Origin of the sequence: Peribacillus sp. FSL K6-5616 (genome assembly GCF_038008245.1) — a bacterium.
In the GTDB taxonomy this organism is placed as follows: domain Bacteria; phylum Bacillota; class Bacilli; order Bacillales; family DSM-1321; genus Peribacillus; species Peribacillus frigoritolerans.
Map to the genome: position 1 here is coordinate 3,752,389 of NZ_JBBOYT010000001.1, position 14,302 is coordinate 3,766,690.

14 protein-coding genes are annotated in these 14,302 nt (G+C 41.3%); 1 reads left to right on the forward strand and 13 read right to left on the reverse strand.

Features of this window, described 5'->3' with window-relative positions:
* Positions 1-455: 455 nt before the first annotated feature.
* Genes MHB45_RS18070 through MHB45_RS18080 form a run of 3 tightly spaced genes read right to left on the reverse strand, consistent with a single transcriptional unit; the run spans position 456 to position 1,297 of the window.
* Positions 456-605, reverse strand: coding sequence for an FbpB family small basic protein (locus MHB45_RS18070; protein WP_095679135.1), 150 nt, complete (start codon positions 603-605; stop codon positions 456-458).
* The gene (locus tag MHB45_RS18075) at positions 598-765 is read right to left on the reverse strand and encodes a Fur-regulated basic protein FbpA (protein WP_081088695.1); all 168 of its coding nucleotides are present in this window, start codon (positions 763-765) and stop codon (positions 598-600) included. Before MHB45_RS18075 ends, MHB45_RS18070 begins: the two co-directional genes overlap by 8 nt.
* Entirely contained in the window at positions 686-1,297 is a 612-nt protein-coding gene (locus tag MHB45_RS18080; protein WP_072273453.1) for a flavodoxin domain-containing protein, read from the reverse strand. Before MHB45_RS18080 ends, MHB45_RS18075 begins: the two co-directional genes overlap by 80 nt.
* Positions 1,298-1,758: 461 nt before the next feature.
* Between MHB45_RS18080 and MHB45_RS18085 the strand changes: the two genes are divergently transcribed.
* Entirely contained in the window at positions 1,759-1,881 is a 123-nt protein-coding gene (locus MHB45_RS18085) for a hypothetical protein (protein WP_260089093.1), read from the forward strand.
* Between the two features lie 661 nt (positions 1,882-2,542).
* Here the strand turns inward: MHB45_RS18085 and MHB45_RS18090 are convergent.
* The 10 genes from MHB45_RS18090 to kdgD all read right to left on the reverse strand — a co-directional run bounded on the left by MHB45_RS18090 (position 2,543) and on the right by kdgD (position 14,168).
* Positions 2,543-3,193 (reverse strand): DsbA family oxidoreductase, encoded by a 651-nt coding sequence (locus tag MHB45_RS18090; protein ID WP_072273454.1) that lies wholly within the window; start codon positions 3,191-3,193, stop codon positions 2,543-2,545.
* A gap of 247 nt (positions 3,194-3,440) precedes the next feature.
* Positions 3,441-6,476 carry an efflux RND transporter permease subunit gene (locus tag MHB45_RS18095; protein WP_072273455.1) on the reverse strand — a complete coding sequence of 1,012 codons (3,036 nt, stop codon included), beginning with the start codon at positions 6,474-6,476 and terminating at the stop codon, positions 3,441-3,443.
* 730 nt (positions 6,477-7,206) lie between these two features.
* Positions 7,207-7,905, reverse strand: a complete 699-nt coding sequence (locus MHB45_RS18100) for a polysaccharide deacetylase family protein (RefSeq protein ID WP_048683395.1) — start codon at positions 7,903-7,905, stop codon at positions 7,207-7,209.
* Between the two features lie 95 nt (positions 7,906-8,000).
* Positions 8,001-8,453 (reverse strand): ASCH domain-containing protein, encoded by a 453-nt coding sequence (locus MHB45_RS18105; protein ID WP_072273457.1) that lies wholly within the window; start codon positions 8,451-8,453, stop codon positions 8,001-8,003.
* Between the two features lie 74 nt (positions 8,454-8,527).
* Complete coding sequence (locus tag MHB45_RS18110; protein ID WP_034309643.1) at positions 8,528-9,004, reverse strand: VOC family protein; 477 nt, start codon at positions 9,002-9,004, stop codon at positions 8,528-8,530.
* Between the two features lie 52 nt (positions 9,005-9,056).
* Entirely contained in the window at positions 9,057-9,380 is a 324-nt protein-coding gene (locus tag MHB45_RS18115; protein WP_048683423.1) for a hypothetical protein, read from the reverse strand.
* Positions 9,381-9,502: 122 nt separating this feature from the next.
* On the reverse strand, positions 9,503-9,955 hold the full coding sequence (locus tag MHB45_RS18120) for a GNAT family N-acetyltransferase (RefSeq protein WP_048683389.1): 453 nt from the start codon (positions 9,953-9,955) through the stop codon (positions 9,503-9,505).
* Positions 9,956-10,131: 176 nt separating this feature from the next.
* Positions 10,132-11,667, reverse strand: coding sequence for a galactarate dehydratase (gene garD, locus MHB45_RS18125; RefSeq protein WP_072273458.1), 1,536 nt, complete (start codon positions 11,665-11,667; stop codon positions 10,132-10,134).
* A gap of 86 nt (positions 11,668-11,753) precedes the next feature.
* Complete coding sequence (gene gucD / locus MHB45_RS18130) at positions 11,754-13,217, reverse strand: alpha-ketoglutaric semialdehyde dehydrogenase GucD (RefSeq protein ID WP_048683383.1); 1,464 nt, start codon at positions 13,215-13,217, stop codon at positions 11,754-11,756.
* An 18-nt stretch (positions 13,218-13,235) separates the two neighbouring features.
* The gene (gene kdgD, locus MHB45_RS18135) at positions 13,236-14,168 is read right to left on the reverse strand and encodes a 5-dehydro-4-deoxyglucarate dehydratase (RefSeq protein ID WP_072273459.1); all 933 of its coding nucleotides are present in this window, start codon (positions 14,166-14,168) and stop codon (positions 13,236-13,238) included.
* Positions 14,169-14,302: the final 134 nt, after the last annotated feature.

Here is a 14,302-nt window from a genome sequence, read left to right on the forward strand (position 1 = left end):
TCTCGGCTAGCCAGTTTTTCGGCAGGAGTGTCGCATATTTCTTCCATCCATTAAGGATTACAGAAAAAAATATGAAGGATAACCTTGTCTTAAATAGGGTTTGGAATAAGACGAGCCATCAGTTTTTTCTTTTAAAACACAAAGTTGATTGGAACGGAAGGTACGGGACCCCTGCGGGAAAAGCGTGGCAAGGGAGACCCCGCAGGCGAGCCGAGGAGGCTCCCTGACCGCCCGCGGAAAGCGAGTGCCTGAAAGTGGAAATCTAAATTTTACACCGCCAAAAAAACTGTGGAAAAAATGATTTCTATCTTTTTAAACAAAGTTGATTGGAACGATGTTCGAGACTCCAGCGGGGAAAGCGTATCCAAGCCGTGACCCCACAGGCGCAAAGAGCTCCGCGGGCGGATTGCCCTCGGAATACTAGTGACTGGAGGCAACGTTCAAATTTTGACCAATCATGATTGTACTTGCTTACTGCCCTTTTTTTCATTGATGGCTTTTTGATCGATTTTTGTATAGATGCGTTCCACTTCGATTTTGTCATGCAACAGAAGCTCGCGGTTTTCTTTTAGCAGTTGAGTATAAGATTTCCTTCTCCTAGACATTTTTTAATTCACCTCTCAAGTGATTGAATTCCTTCTGTAAAACTACGATCGGAAGCTCGTATAGTTGTTTATTATATTTTTTAAAAATCCCGAATTTCAGAAGTTCTTGTATAAGTTCTTCTTTTTTTGCTTCTCCCTTTGCACTTAATTGGGTAATCATCAAGGACCCTCCTTAACAAAAATACAGACTTTTGGTATTTGGGGCTGCCTAGCAACCGATCCCACATGAAGAATCTCCACTTTTTCCTATTGCTTCCCCATATAAGGGCATGCTCAGCAAAGTCTTCGCATTTCCTCAGTTGTTCGTATGTACTGCTTTCATGGTGTATTTTCAATACTCGATCATAAACATCAAATCCAAATCGCTTCATTTTATCGGAAAGGATATCTAACGCGGCGCAGGGTTTCGAATGGGTCAGGTCGCCGGCACCAAAGAGTGCAACTTTCACTCCAGCAAAGCCCACTTGGTCAATTTCTTCATAAAACTCGTTTGCTTCATACGGTACATCTTCAAGATTCCATGTATATAAACCAATAAAGGCCAAATCAAAATCCTTTAAAGCATCAACTTCAACAGTATCCAATCTTTCCATATATACTTCACAGCCGACGGCCTTCATTCTATTCTTTATGCTTATAGCCATTTTCTCGGTATTACCGGATAAACTGACATAACCAATGAATACCTTCATCTATATCACCTTCCTAATTGAGAATTAATTTCATTACACACTTCACTATAAATGAAAATGATTCTCATTGTCAATTATTTACCTCCGTTAATTATATTAAACAGTCCTTCTTCATCTTAAAAATAATATAAATGTCCTAAAAATTAAGTGAAAAAGTCAAAATGTATAGGTAAAAAAACCTATGTTTTTACAAAAAACCATGATACACTATGTAATAATTTAACTATATAGGTTTAAGTTATTTTGAGGTTAAATAAAAAGGCTGTTCTCGCATACTATGTTGCTATTTACCAAGTAGTGCGGTGTGGTTGATTTCCCCTCCAGATGCTCGCTTTCCGCGGGGCGGGCGGTGCTCCCGCAGGAGTCTCGCACTTCCGCTCAATCAACCTTAAATAGTTTCGTTTTAAAAACAACAATCTTTACGAAAAGAGCTAATAAAAAACATACTAGGAGGGCTACTAATGGAATGGTTGAAACCTTCTGAAGCTAATAATCAGTTCGAAAACAATACAGACAGTTTTTCAGATTTCAAGATCAGGGAATTTACCCCTAATCCAATTTCGAAAAAAAATATTCACTATTAACTCAATTCTTTTTACTGTTGGGTTGCCAAGATGAAAATAGTGTTACTTCGTTATTTGTCGATAGAATTGATAATCAAGTCATCGAAGAAATCATTATGCATTTTGACAACACCAAGATTTTATTAGAAAACGAAGTACCATCAGAAATAATGTTAAATAAGCCGAATCAAGAATCTCTCTCCTTGATCAGGTCGAGTCACATAAATCCAATAATAAAAAATCTATATGGGACAATTAGCAAATCACAATATGAATGGAAACCACAAAAATCATACAAGATAATACCTGAATTTATCGAGAAATACGAAGATATGGAGTTCGATAAGGTGTTAGCTTATTTAAAAAACACATCAAAGGGGCCAATAATCTCACTCTCCTTATACAATTGGTCTTTAAAAGATTGTTTAAAAGATACTTTTGCCATTAGATATTTCACGTATAAGTGTAAAGATGCTTATATATGGGTTGATGATTCTAATTTTGTTTCTACAATTCAACTAGAAGTACATTAAAATACCCCTTTTATAAAACAGTAAAAGAAAAGGTTTTATTGTTTGATAAAAGGGGTTCTTCTGTAAGTATTCTAATCAAGCCCTATTTTAAGTAGCTTGAAATGACCTTACTGTTGTAAATTCTCATTTCCCTGACAGTAAAAACGTTATTAGCAATTCCCCCTAACATCACATTGCAAGCCATCAAATTCATTCTGTTTATTTTTTGCTTCTTCCTTCTCAATGACTTGCGCTAGCCTTTCTTTGCTAGCTAGTCCTTGAATGACTTCATCACCAATAATAAACGTCGGGACGGCCCTGATATCTGCTTCTTCATAAGCATGTTTGAGTGCTTGCTGGTGCACTTCCCGATACTTTCGTGACACTAACGCTTCTCTAAAGGCATCTATAGGAAGCTCAACTTCACCCGCTAATTTTGTCAACACTTCTATATCTTCAATATTTTGTTCCTCTTGAAAAAACGCTGTAAATACTCTGTTGTGGAATTCGTTCCCTTTTCCGTGCTCCTTTGCAAAATGGCAGCCTTCGAATGCCAAATGTGTATATGGATGCGGGGAGACACGGGGTAAACGCATATCAACCCCTAGCTTTTTCGCAGCAGGAAGAATGTAAGAATCCCATGAATTCAGCTTATCGGGTTCCTTCCATGGATCAATTTTCGTATATGGACTAGGACGCAATTCAAATGGCATCCATTCCACTTCTACATCCTTTTCCTTCATGATTTCGTCCAAAGGCCCTTTACCTAAAAAACAAAATGGACAAATAAAATCAGAATACGCTTTAATTTTCACTGTCATTATAAATTCCCTCACTTTTCAATATCAGCTAAACTTGTAACCAAACCAGTTACAATATAGAGCAAAAAAAATCAATATAATTACATGGCATTCAGTACCTGTACAGTCGATTGCTCCCTGCGATTGTTCATCGCCCGCTGTAATCATTTTAGTTACAGGTTAGAGGGAAGTCAACCATTATTTTAAATAAAAAAAAGTTTGTAAAGAAAATGTTGCTTTTCTCTACAAACTTTTTTATTAAAACTTCTTACATCTCGATTTGTTCGTTAACGGGTTCTCTCTTTTTCCTTCTCTGTTTTTTCGATTTTTTATAGTACAGCAATTCGTATATACATGGAATGACGATCAGTGTGAGCAGTGTGGAAACAGCTAGCCCTCCAATGACAACGATCGCCAAGCTTTGTGAAACCAAGCTTCCTGTTTCCGCCTTTTTATATAAAAGCGGCAGCATGGCACAAATCGTTGCTACAGCCGTCATTATGATTGGACGGAATCTTGTGGCTGTCGCTTCGACGATCGCATCACGGATGATCATTTTTTCTTCGTTTTGTTTGACTCGATCCAGAAGCACAATCGCGTTTGTCACAACAATTCCTATTAACATGAGAGCACCCAGCAGTGCTGTAATATCCACTGGAATTCGACTGATAACCAATCCTAATACCGCTCCAATGGCAGCGAATGGCAAGGAGAATAGAATGGCAATCGGTGCTTTGATCGATTTAAAGGTTATAACCATGATTAAAAAGACAATGCCGATCGATATTAACATCGTAAGGAATAAATCGGAAAAATCATCTGTCTGCTGAGCACTGGCTCCGCCGACTAAAATCTCTACATCATCCGGAATATCAAGGCCTTTGTTCTCTTTATCTCCAAATACCTCAAGATTTATTTTGCTTGCAATATCGGAAAGCTTAGCCGGATCGACCGTTGCCGTTAATTGGAGATATGTTTCTCCATCTTTATGGAACTGCGTTGTTGCGCTCTCTTCGCTCTTTAAAGAAGCAACTTTTGACACTGGGGCTAGGCCCCCGTCTGTCATGATCGGAATGCTTTTTAAATCCTCTGGTTTTTTAGGATCCAAGATTGGTTCAAGGACGACAGGTGTTTGCTTATCCTGTAAAGTTATATGGCCGATAGGCGTTTTATTAAGCATGATACCCAATTGTTGACCTATTTGTTCTGTATTGCCTTTAGCTGGATCTACCGTGAATGAATAAATGGTTTTCTTTTCATCCTGGTTCGTTGTAATTTCTTCGATTCCTTTAATATCCTGAATTCTTTCTTTGACATTATTGGCCGTCCGTTCCAAATCTTCAACATTACTGCCGATCACATCTATCGTAATGTTCGTCTTTGATGCTCCCATCATAAAGGAAGAGGCTTGGGCCGTAAGCTTCGCATCCGGATAGTATTCTTGTTCCTTTTCCATTTTTTTCAGGATTGCATCTACATTTGCTTTATCCTTTACCAGGATGCCGAAAATCGCTTCTGTAGGTGATGCGACTTCGCCATATTGTGCTGTTTCGGGCGAGTTTCCTAATTGCATGAAAATATTATCCACTTCACTCATACCCTGCATCGTTTCTTCAAGTTTAATCGCTTTTTCCTTTACTTTCTCATAGGGCTGATCATTTGGATAAGTTAATGTCACGGAGACATAGTCTGCTGAAGAATTATCAATCGCCCCTTTTGGCATGGCAAAATATGTACCAATGGAACCGACAAACAACAGCATCGCAACAATCAGGACAACCCATTTATGGTTTAGTGACCAAGTAACCAGCTTCGTAAAACGCTTGGCGGGTCGATGTTTTGGCAGCTCCGTCCTTTTCAGCAATCCTGCGCTCATTAACGGAACAACCGTCAATGCCACAATTAATGAAGCCAGCAAAGAATAAGTGACAGTCAAAGCGAAAGGAAGAAGAAACTCCTGAAGCCCTCCATTCAATAAAGCAACCGGCAAGAAAACGGCTACAGTCGTAAGGGTTGAAGCTGTGATTGCCACTCCCACTTCTTTCGTTGCATCCATCACCAATTCGACTGAAATCTTCTCCTGCTGCATTTTCCGGAAAATGTTTTCAATAACGACAATACTATCGTCCACCAAGCGCCCGATCGCTACAGCGACACCGCCCAGCGTCAAAATATTCAGCGTCACTCCCGACAATGACAGCAAAAATAACGTAAAGCCAAGAGATAGCGGTATGGATACGATTGTAATGAATGTAGATCGTACATTCCGTAAAAAGACCATGATTACAATCGTAGCGAATAGCGCACCTAACAGAACTTCTTTTACCATCGTCTGAACGGACGTCTCCACCATATCAGCTGTAGATAAATAAATGGTCGATTTCTGGTCACTATACTTTTCATTAATTTCTTTTGCTACTTTTTCAACCTCTTTACTGATTGTGACAGCATTTGATTGACTGTCCTTGATAATGCTTAAATCAATGCTTTCCTTTCCATTAAAACGACTGATGAGGTTGCCATCATTCGCTTCTTCAACTTTTGCTATCTCTCCAAGTGCGACATCCGGAGTGACCTTCAGCGCTTCTAATTTTTCAATACTTGTTAAATCACCAATGACCTTGATGTTACTTGCCTTCCCATCAATCACTTTTTCGCCTACGGCCAGAGCTGCATTCTGACCGTTAAGGACGCTCATGACATCTTGAATGGAGACTTTCTTTTTAGCCAATTCTTCATTATCCACTTTGACTGAAAGAATGGATTGTGAAACCCCAAATGTCTGTACATCCGAAACGCCTTTAATATCTTTATACATAGGCTCTAATTCTTTCTTGGCAAAGTCTATATTTTCAGCTGTTAACCCATCCTTAAATGTAACTGATACAAATGAAATGGGAATCATTGACGTATTTAACTGTGTAACAGTAGGCTTTGCCATGCTTTGCGGCAATGCTACACTGCCTAATGCTTCCTGAACATCCAGTTTCGCTTGTTTCATATCCGATCCGGCTTCAAAGAATAGATCTACTTTAGAAAAACCATCTCCAGTGGTGGAGTATATGGAACTCTTTCCTTTAACGCCCGTAACTGCCCTTTCAATCGGATCTGTAACTTGTGCTTCCATCGTTTTCGAATCGGTGCCCTGCCCCATTGTGATAATCGTAACTTGTGGATTATCAGCAGATGGTAAAAATTCCATCGGCAGTTTAAAATAACTGACAACTCCTATCATCAAAATAAATATGGTTACCAATGAAACGGCAGCCTTGTTCTTAAACGACCACTTAGTAAAAAACTCCACGCACTAATCACCCCTGAATAAAATTTAGAAGAAAATAATTCCATTTCAAATCTTACCATATATTACTAATGTTGGAGTGTTAATTTTTTATTGATTTTTATATTTTTTTATGTCCCTTGATGTGAAGAACTTTTTCCATAAAAAAAGGCTGCGCAGCAGCCTCCAGTTTTTAGACAAAAGGGGTTCTAAATTTCAAAACAAAGTTGATTGGAACGTAAGGTACGGGACTCCTGCGGGAAAACGTGTCCAGGGGAGACTCCGCAGGCGCAAAGGCGCTGAGGGCGGACCGCCCGCGGAAAGCGAGTGCCTGGAGTGGAAATCAACGTTCAAAATGCACAAACCTAAATAAATGAAGAAACTCGATTATTTATACCCTCTGATAAAAAGCATAACGATAGCCAAAACCATTACCCCAATAAGTAATAACGGGCCGATGCCCGAGCTATACACGAAGTATACCGTGATGTGGCGAAAAATGAGCACCACAAGAAATAGGAATAACAGGAAACACAAAATCATGATCAGAGCGGTGTTTTTATTCCGATACAAGTAACCAGCCCCATTTTAAAAGCTTTATTTCCACTAAGGAAAAATTCATGCGAATCCAAGCCCTAACAACAACCTTCCGTTAAGAAACAATATGCAGCCCATGTTTTGTACTATTCTTTATATCAAATAAAAAAGGGCTGCCGCAGCAACCCGATTCTTCGAAAATCGTCTGGACCAAAAACTACATTTCCTGAAGTTCATTGACCGTCACAAACGTATACCCTTCGTTCGTTAACTCTCGTAAGATCCCTTCAATCGCTTGAAGCTCTTTACCCGTATCATCATACATCGGATGCATCAGAATGATCGAACCTGGTTTTATATTTTCCTTCACATACTTCACTTTGTCAGAAGCGGTAGTGTAATAGCTATCTGGTTCCAGATCCCAGGTAATGGTCTCTCTATCATTTTTATTTAAATAATAAGGCAAACCTATGATTTTTTTCCCGTTTGGAGGACGGACATCAATTTCCCCCTTATATCCGGCGTTCTGAATCAATTTATCCGTTTTCTCGATTTCCGCCTTGATATAAGAAGGCGATTTAAACACCATCCGCCTGTGGGAATACGTATGATTTCCAATCTGATGTCCCGCTTCCGCTATTTTCCCAGCTTCCTCCGGGTACTTTTCGATTTCATTTCCGATCAGGAAGAACGTAGCTTTCACATCATATTTATCCAACAACGGCAGGATCTCATTTACATTCTTCGATGGGCCATCATCAAAAGTCAAAGCGACCACTTTTTCATTCGTCTCGACATTATCCGTTAATCCACCGAACACCTGATAGGTTCTCGAATTCATTAATTTATACGTACCAAGCATCAGCAGGAAAACAACCAGGATTCCCAATCCAATGAATATCAGTTTCTTTTTCATGCAAATACCTATCTTTCTATAAGTTTTTTAATTCAATGACCTATTATAGCAAATCACTGAACAAAAACACTTATTGCTCTCTCAGACCGAGCCGTCTACACCCACTTTACATGTATCAACTCAAAACGCTCACACACCAGCAGCATATCTTCTTTAAAGGTGTGACCTATTTTGTCCAGTTCTTCTTTAAAAAATTTCTCATGAGCATCCCACCAGTATGTATAGGTTCGATCTCCTTCCCCTTCTGCAATCGCAAACTCTTCACTCACTTCGTTCATGGGCAATACTTCGACTTTCACTGTTTTTATGATGGCTAAGGGCAAATCCTCACTGCTTAAGATAATGCTGTAATCACCCACGGATGGTAATGGTTCATTTTCCACTCCGTAAAAAACATGCCCAGAGCATGTAGCCGTTTTTATCCCATCCATCACTAACTGAGCCAAATCATCGGGATCGGCCCCGAATTGCCATGCACTGACTGACTGGGGTTTATCTTCTTTCCCTTGCCAATATTCATTCCAATATAATTCCGCTTTGACATTCATTCTATGATTCTCCATTCTGTTCTGACATAAAGCATATTTGAATGATTATTATTCTTAAAATTTTCGTTCATCTGTCATTTACTATTTTCACTTCTGCATTCATTTAGCTGTTCCCATTCACTTAAATACATACGGTTCTTGATTTTTTTTGGATTCACTAGTTTACTAATAAACTCCAAACTGTTTCCGTCAGGATCATTAAAGTGAATTTTAGCGTGGGCATATTCCCCGTGAGGCATCACGAAAGGTTCAACTGGCAGAAATCCAAAAGCCTCCCTTGGCGCATAGCCTCTATCTTCAAGCCATGCGACTGAGCTCTTTAGATCTGCCAATGATACTTGAAAAGCGATATGCCGTAGGGAGGGATGATACTCAACCTCTACTTTTTCCGTTTCCCAAAGCCCCAGCCAACTTTTATCCTTATCAATCCATAGAAAAGCCAGGTTGTCTTCAACCTTATGATCCAACTGCAAACCAAGCCCTTCATAGAATTCAATGGAACGATTCAAATTACTAACCGGTAAATGTGCTTCATATAAACCTCTTATCATTGAATAATCCCCTTTTAGTCAGAACTATATCCACCATCCTGATTCAATCCCTTTATCTTATTATTCTGCGTGGCCATTCTATTTCACCAGTTAACAACAAAGTGATGATGATTACCCAAAATATAAAGAATGATGAAGAGAAAACCAATGATATGATGGAAATCATTTTTTTCTCCGTTTTCTTCAAAATTCCTATGACAGAGAGGACGATGCCGGCAATCGTAAGGAAAAATGTGATATAACCACCAGTCATGCCCCCGATATTGGCCATTCTGATAGGTGTAATAAAAACAGTAAAAAAGCAAATGATTCCAATGATGAATGAAGTAAAACTAATTACACCGTACCTCTTCTGAATACATGCTTCGTTTTCCATCGAGCTCACCCTTTCATCAGTTTTTAACTCCTATATACATCTATTACTATCTCACAAATAATTTTAACATATAATGCCAGCCGAATTGTCGTGCACAAAAAAAGGGGATAAAAGACCGTGAATTAAAGCTTCATTTTCATGCCTTCATGAGTGGCTTTGAATCCTAACCGTTCATAAAATCGCAGCGCTTCTTCCCGCTGTTTATCGGTCGTGAGTTGAATGAGATGGCAGCCCCGCTTCTTTGCACGGTCAATCGCATATTGAATCAACTTGCTGCCAATGCCTTTCCCCCGTTCTGCAGATGCCGTCCGAACCCCTTCGATCGTAGCCCTCCAGCCGCCTTGATGGGTAATATGAGGCGTGAACGTGATTTGCTGCACCCCAATGATTTCCTCACCAAGACAAGCAACGATCAATTCATTATTTTCATCTGCATCTATGGATTCAAATGCTTTTAGATAGCTGTCAGGAAGCGGGTTTTCATACCGCTCCCTCTCCCTCCCCAATGCATCATCCGCAAGCATCCGTACGATTTCACTTAAGTCTTCTGCCGTCGCATTCCTGAATGTGACCATGCGATTCCCCCTCATATTTACTTCAGTATCAACCTGATGTAAATCATTCCTTCATTAATAACTTCTTCCAATAGTCCGGCGGTCCTCTTTTCTGGAGGAAAAATAATGCAACTGTAAAATTTGGACCAACAAGAAAAGGACCCCCTCTAAAAGGAAGTCCTTCAATTCATTCATTATTAGGTAATTGGCGCAGGATTGAACAGTGCCAAATCATTATGCAGGCCCCAATGCTCTGCCCAGGTTTTCTTTTTACCGCTGGCCACTTCCAGAATAAGGTGAAATATTTCCCACCCGACTTCCTCTATGGTTGCTTCACCAGTAGCGATCGTTCCAGCATTTATATCGATCAGATCTTTCCATTGCTCGGTCAATGTATTTCGTGTAGATACTTTGATGACGGGAGCCATTGCGAGATTATAAGGTGTGCCTCTTCCAGTTGAAAAAACTTGAAGGTGCATGCCGGAAGCAAGCTGCAGTGTTCCGCAAACAAAGTCACTAGCTGGTGTAGCGGCAAAAATCAGCCCTTTTTCCGTTGCTTTTTCACCTGGAGCCAAAACGCCTGAAATGGGGCTGCCTCCGGATTTGGCAATGGAGCCTAATGATTTTTCCACTACATTGGCCAACCCGCCCTTTTTGTTTCCAGGCGACGGATTGGCACTTCGATCGGCATCACCCAATGCAAGATAGTTATCATACCAATCCATTTCCTTTATTAAAGCTCTCCCCACTTCTTCATTCACTGCACGAGGCGTTAATAGATGAATCGCATCCCGTACTTCTGTGACTTCAGAGAATAGAACGGTTGCCCCTGCCCTGACTAACAGATCTGTAGCATATCCTACGGCAGGGTTAGCTGTGACACCAGAGAATGCATCACTTCCACCGCACTGGGTACCGATGACTAATTCGGAAACCGGAAATGTCTCCCGCTGCCGGCGGTTCAACTTGATTAAACGTTCCTCGGCCATTTCCATAATGGATTGGACCATTCCCGTAAATCCCTGCTGGTCCTGAAGCGATATGATATCTGAATCGTCCCCGCTTGGGTTTATTCTAATTGGAGACAGTTTTTCACACCCCAATCCAACTACCAAGGCTTCCCCGCCGAAATTCGGGTGTTTCGCAAGGTTCTGTATCGTGCGAATGGGAATGACCGCTTCCGGTGCATTGATAGCGACTCCGCATCCATAGTTGTGATTTATGGCGAAAACATCATCAACATTGGGATACTTCGGGAGTAGCTCTTTTTTTATCCGGTTCACGACGAAATCCAGCACGCCCACTACACATTGGACGCTTGTTGTAATGCCCAATATATTCTTGGTTCCAACACTGCCATCTTCATTGCGGAATCCTTGGAATGTATACCCTTCAAGCGGGGGTAAAGTTTTCGGAATATCATTTGCTACCGGCAATTCCTTTAAATCCGGAGAAGACGGAAGTATCACCAGTGATTCGTCAATCCAACAGCCCTTACTGATTGATTTAGCCGCATAACCGATAACTTCCCCATAGCGTATGATGGCTTCATTCTCGACTATGTCCATTAAAGCCACCTTGTGGCCTTGTGGCACTCTTTCTTTCAATTCAAGCCCACAAGGGAATACGGTTCCTTGATCCAAGCCTCCCGTATTAACCACGATGGCGACATTGTCGATCCCATTCACCTTAATATAAAGCGGTACCTCCGTCAGTTGCGTTTTCGTATCCACTTTACCACTCCTTCATTCTAAAAAAGCAAACAGACATCACTAAACATACACGTGTCGGTAATTTTCAGAAATACTGTTTTTTTCCCTTATTTGACAAACACCGTTTTAATGGAAGTAAAAAACTCTTTTGCGGCTTCTCCTTGTTCCCTGGAGTGGGAGCTGGAGTTTTTCATGCCGCCAAATGGCGCCTGTAATTCAACGCCTGCGCTCTCGGCGTTGACCCTGATCAATCCCGCTTCCATATCATTAACAAATGAAAGTAAATGTTTGATATTGGCTGTGAAAATCGAAGCACTAAGGCCATATTCCACGCTGTTCGCAAGTTGCAGGGCTTCTTCAACTGAATCAGCTTTCAATAAGGCAATCACCGGACCAAAAATCTCTTCCTGTACAATTGTCATATCTGACGTACAATTATCAAAAATCGTCGGTTCTACATAAAAGCCATTTGCCTGAGGGCCTTCTTCAGCACGCTTCCCGCCAATTAGAAGTGCAGCACCTTCTTCCACTCCTTTTTCGATATAGGAAAGAACCGTATTCAATTGACTTTCGCTAGCACATGGTCCCATCCATGTCCCGCTGTCCAATCCATCCCCGATGGAAATGCCTTTCGTTTCTTTCACCAGCAGCTGCTTGAACTCTTCATAAACTTCAGCTGCAACGATGACACGGCTTGTAGCGGTACATTTTTGCCCCGTTGAACGGAACGCACCTGTAATGACTGCTTCTACAGCCAGGTTAAGATCCGCATCCGCTGCAACGATTACCGGGTTTTTCCCGCCCATTTCAAGCTGGTATTTCGCTCCGCGTGCTAACGCCGCTTGTCCAATCCTTTTTCCGACTCCGTTTGAGCCGGTAAAGGTAATCCCGTTTATATCTTCGTGATCGGCGATGCCCTGCCCTATGACACTGCCCGGCCCTGTAACCATATTGACAACACCCGCCGGGAAACCGGCTTCTTCAAAACACTCCATGATTTTCGCACAGGTGATCGCCGTCTCGGTGGCTGGCTTCACCACAATCGTATTCCCATATACGAGGGCAGGAGCCATCTTCCAGATTGGGATGGCGATCGGGAAATTCCAAGGTGTAATGACGCCGACTACACCAAGCGGAACGCGCGTCGTGAACATAAGTGCTGAACTGTCGGTGGATGGAATGACATCCCCCACCTTACGCATCCCTTCTCCTGCATAGTATTTCAGGATTGCAATACCGCGTGCCGTTTCCCCTTTTGTTTCAGCAAATGTCTTGCCCATTTCCCGTGTTGCACATTCTGCGATTTCATCAATCCGCTTTTCAAGAATTTGCGCTGCTTTATACAGATACTCCCCGCGCTCTGAACCAGCTAGTTTGCGCCATTTATCTTTCGCCTTTTTCGCTGCTTCCACTGCCAGGTTCAAGTCATCCTTAGTGGATTTTTGTACATAACCGACAATTGCCTGTTTATCTGCCGGGTTTAAACTTTTTTCAACTTCATTTGAAATGGAAGCAACCCATTCACCATTAATATAGTTAAGATACGTTTTTGTTTGAACTGTAGTTATCATATATAATCCCCACCCTTATTAGATTGATAGAATTGGTGTTTCTTTTGGAAAACGATCTAAGGCATTCTCTAATATCGTTTGCATTTCTGCATAATGTTCTTTTTCCACCGGAAGAATCGGTAATCTGACTGTTTGCCCAACCGGCATTCCCATAATCTCCATACCTGCTTTAATGAGAGAAACGGCATACCCTTTTCGCTGACGGCGAATATTGTTGATCGGCATGATGACCTGCTGGTAAATTTCATTGACCGTTTCTTGATCTCCGCTCAAGATGCCATTATAGAACTTTCGTGAGATATGCGGGATGTAATTGGATATCGCCGATGAATAGGAATCAAAGCCAAGTGGAACGTAGGCCGACATGGTAACTTCCGCAAGCGGCATTCCGTTCAGCCAGCCGAAACGTTTTCCGAAGGTTTGTGTAAGGAGTCCATTCAACTCCATATTGCCCAGACCGTCTTTGACGCCGACCACCTGCGGGACCTCAGCAAGCGCTTCCAAAGTTGAAAGTGAAAATGCCACATTATCACGCTGATATACGATGGAATTCAAGTCTGTACTCTCTGCGATGGCTTTGAAATAAGCCGACAGACCTGCCTGTTCTCCAGTAACGAGATATGGAGGTAATATTAAATAACCATCTGCCCCTTTTTCCGCAGATATTCTGGCAAGTTCGAGGGAAGTTTGGATATTCCCGCCTACCCCTGTGTATACAGGTACTTTTCCAGCGGTGACGGATACGGCTACCTCGACCATCGCTTCATATTCCTCTTTACTTAACGATGGATATTCCGCTGCTGCACATGCCACGAAAATAGCTTCTAGTCCCCCATCTAATAAAAATTGGATATTTTGGGCGAGTGCTTGTTCATCAAGCTTATTACTCGTTGTGAATGGTGCCACGGGAAATCCAAGAATTCCTTTAGGTGCCTTGCGAATCTTATTCATTTTTTATTCCCCCTTGTGTATTATTGTTTTATTGTAAGACAAATACACCATCTGGTCAATCGTATTTTTTTTATTTTCTGAAAAATGAAGCACTACTTCATCCTTCGATAATTTCGCTTCTAATATATACAAAA

What these genes read in the sequence shown, in the direction of transcription:
- MHB45_RS18105 (WP_072273457.1), bottom strand. Translation starts at nt 8,453, where the DNA reads ATGAATGTCAAAGCGGAATTATATTGGAATGAATATTGGCAAGGGAAA.
- MHB45_RS18120 (WP_048683389.1), bottom strand. Translation starts at nt 9,955, where the DNA reads ATGGTCACATTCAGGAATGCGACGGCAGAAGACTTAAGTGAAATCGTA.
- MHB45_RS18070 (WP_095679135.1), bottom strand. Translation starts at nt 605, where the DNA reads ATGTCTAGGAGAAGGAAATCTTATACTCAACTGCTAAAAGAAAACCGC.
- MHB45_RS18090 (WP_072273454.1), bottom strand. Translation starts at nt 3,193, where the DNA reads ATGACAGTGAAAATTAAAGCGTATTCTGATTTTATTTGTCCATTTTGT.
- gucD (WP_048683383.1), bottom strand. Translation starts at nt 13,217, where the DNA reads ATGATAACTACAGTTCAAACAAAAACGTATCTTAACTATATTAATGGT.
- MHB45_RS18100 (WP_048683395.1), bottom strand. Translation starts at nt 7,905, where the DNA reads ATGAAAAAGAAACTGATATTCATTGGATTGGGAATCCTGGTTGTTTTC.
- MHB45_RS18080 (WP_072273453.1), bottom strand. Translation starts at nt 1,297, where the DNA reads ATGAAGGTATTCATTGGTTATGTCAGTTTATCCGGTAATACCGAGAAA.
- kdgD (WP_072273459.1), bottom strand. Translation starts at nt 14,168, where the DNA reads ATGAATAAGATTCGCAAGGCACCTAAAGGAATTCTTGGATTTCCCGTG.
- MHB45_RS18085 (WP_260089093.1), top strand. Translation starts at nt 1,759, where the DNA reads ATGGAATGGTTGAAACCTTCTGAAGCTAATAATCAGTTCGAAAACAAT.
- MHB45_RS18075 (WP_081088695.1), bottom strand. Translation starts at nt 765, where the DNA reads ATGATTACCCAATTAAGTGCAAAGGGAGAAGCAAAAAAAGAAGAACTT.
- MHB45_RS18115 (WP_048683423.1), bottom strand. Translation starts at nt 9,380, where the DNA reads ATGGAAAACGAAGCATGTATTCAGAAGAGGTACGGTGTAATTAGTTTT.
- MHB45_RS18110 (WP_034309643.1), bottom strand. Translation starts at nt 9,004, where the DNA reads ATGATAAGAGGTTTATATGAAGCACATTTACCGGTTAGTAATTTGAAT.